This is a genomic window from Xanthobacter sp. BG11Y11_SDJG (assembly GCF_057364445.1).
In genome coordinates this window covers 1-1,632 of sequence record NZ_JBNFNU010000621.1, presented here as the reverse complement: position 1 = coordinate 1,632, position 1,632 = coordinate 1, and the positions used below count along the sequence as shown (strand labels likewise).

1 protein-coding gene is annotated in these 1,632 nt (G+C 73.3%); it reads left to right on the top strand.

The genetic code is table 11. The features are described from left to right. On the top strand, nucleotides 1-1,632 hold a 1,632-nt coding region (locus tag AC2W7M_RS25060), incomplete at both ends, for a PfkB family carbohydrate kinase (RefSeq protein ID WP_486135781.1).

Here is a 1,632-nt window from a genome sequence, read left to right as displayed (position 1 = left end):
TTCTGGTGCTGCTCGCCGCCGCCGCCGCCCGCGCGCGCCGCGCCGGGGGCCGGGAGCAGAAGCCCGGCGCGCTGACGCCGGACTACTGGGCCGGGCTCACCATCTGTCCGCGCGACCAGGTGGCGCCGCGCGACTACAACCGCTGCCTCTACGACGCCCAGCGCACCTCGGAATCGGCGCTGGAGGCGGAGGTCGGCAACGCCGTCGCGGTGATCGAATCGCGCTCGGATCTCGTGGCGGTGCAGCGCAGCCGCTGGAAGAACCTGCTCGACGAGGCGCAGTCGCGCTTCCTGATCTTCCGCAACTTCGACTGCCAGAGCGTCGCCCCGTTCGAGGGCAAGCGCGGCATCGGCAATTTCGAGCAGCGCACCTTGTGCCTGATCGAGGCCAACACGCGCCGGGCGCGCGAGCTGCGCGGGCGCTACGGCGACCCGCTGCCGGCCGCCCCCGAGGGTCCGAAGGGGCCGCAGGCGCGTCCCGGCGCCTGGGTGTCCCCACCAGCCCGCCCGTGGACTGAGCGCGGCGGACCGGTGGGCGCGGAATATGCTACAGGGCGAACCGAACGGCCTGAACGGGCCGGCATCGAGCGTGGCCGGACGCGGCGGCGCGGCAGCCAAGCGGAGGGGCGCGTGTCCAAGGTGATCTGCGTGGGCGAGGTGATGGTGGAACTGGCGCGGGGCTCCGACGGCCGCTTCGGCCTCGCCTTCGGCGGCGACACGTTCAACACCGCCGTCTATCTGGCCCGCGCCGGTGCCGAGGTGGGCTATGCCACCGCGCTCGGCGACGACGCCTTTTCCGCCGGCATCCTCGATTTGGCCCAGGCCGAGGGCGTGGACACGGGCACCGTGATCCAGGTGCGCGGGCGCAATCCCGGCCTCTATCTCATCACCACCGACGACGACGGCGAGCGCAGCTTCCATTACTGGCGCGACAGCGCCCCGGCGCGCATGCTGTTCGAGCTGGACGGCTGGCAGGCGGTGGCGGAGCAGATGGTGGACGCCAAGGCGGTCTATTTCTCCGGCATCACCCTCTCGCTCTATTCCAATGCCGGGCTCGGCCGCTTCCTCGCCACGCTGGAGATGGCCGGCGAGGCGGGCGCGCTGCGGGTGTTCGACGGCAATTTCCGCCCGCGCGGCTGGGGCGGCGATCTCGCCCGGGCGCGCACCGTGTTCGCCGAGGCGCTGAAGCGGTCGTCCGTGGCGCTCCCCACCTTCGAGGACGAGGCGGCGCTGTGGGGCGACGCCTCGCCCGCCGCCACCATCGAGCGGATCACCACCTATGGCGTCGGCGAAGTGGTGGTGAAGAACGGCGCTGGCGGCGCGCTGGTGCATGCGGAGGGGCGCACCTTCGAGGTGCCGGTGGGGCGGGTGGTGAGCCCGGTGGATACCACCGGCGCCGGCGACAGCTTCAATGCCGGCTACCTCGCCGCGCGCCTGGCCGGCGTCTCGCCCGAGGCGGCGGCGGAGGCCGGGCATCGGCTCGCCGGCGAGGTGATCATGCATCGCGGCGCCATCATCCCGCGCGCGGCGGCGAGCGCCACCCACCGACTGAACGTCAGGCTTCGGTCATCAGCCGGGCGGCGGCACCGCCGCCTGGCCGAGCGCGAGGCCGCCATCATTGGCCGGCGCCCTC